General features: G+C 70.0%; 1 protein-coding gene. It reads left to right on the forward strand.

Annotated features, from left to right (window positions below; genetic code table 11):
- A partial coding sequence (locus CCN42_RS40970) for a peptidoglycan recognition protein family protein (RefSeq protein ID WP_169731621.1) occupies nucleotides 1–802 on the forward strand: 802 nt, incomplete at its 5' end.
- Between the last annotated feature and the right edge of the window lie 32 nt (nucleotides 803–834).

The following is an 834-nucleotide window of genomic DNA, read 5'->3' on the forward strand; positions in this document are numbered from 1 at the left end:
CGCCCAGGGCACCCCGGCCGCCTCCTCCCGCCTCGGCCCCCTCAGCCCCGAGACCACCGCCGCCTCGGAGCCCAACGCGGGGCTCGCCCCGCTCGGCGCCACCGAGATCCCGGAGCTCGACCGGACGGCGACCGAACGGGAACTGCTGACCCTGGCCGCCGCGGAACTGACGGAGGAACAGCGGGCGAAGCCGAAGATCGGCCCGCGCCCGCGGATCGTCACCCGGCGCGGCTGGGGCGCGAACGAGAAGCTGCGCGAGAGGACGTTCATCTACACCAAGAAGGTGAAGGCGGCCTTCGTGCACCACTCCGCCACGGGCAACGGCTACCGCTGCTCCCAGGCACCCTCCGTCATTCGCGGTATCTACCGCTACCACGTGAAGAGCATGGGCTGGCGGGACATCGGCTACAACTTCGTCGTCGACAAGTGCGGAAAGATCTACGAGGGCCGGGCGGGGGGTGTGGCGAAGCCCGTCATGGGCGCCCACACCCTCGGTTTCAACTCCAACAGCATGGGGATCGCCGTTCTCGGCACGTTCGACTCGGCCAGGCCGACCACGGCGACGGTGAAGGCCCTGGGCCGGCTGACGGCCTGGAAGCTGGGCCTGCACGGGGCCGATCCGAGCGGCAAGACCTACCTGAAGTCGGGCGGCGGCAATCTCTACCGAAAAGGCAAGAACGTACGACTGAACGTGATCTCCGGGCACCGCGACGGCTTCGCCACACAGTGTCCGGGCCGCAGGCTCTACGCCAAGCTCGGCTCGGTCCGCGGGTACGCGGCGTACTACCAGGGCCGCGGGTAGCGCCGACGGGACGCGGCCCTGGTAGTACGCCG

Source organism: Streptomyces glaucescens (assembly GCF_002154375.1).
Lineage (GTDB): Bacteria > Actinomycetota > Actinomycetes > Streptomycetales > Streptomycetaceae > Streptomyces > Streptomyces glaucescens.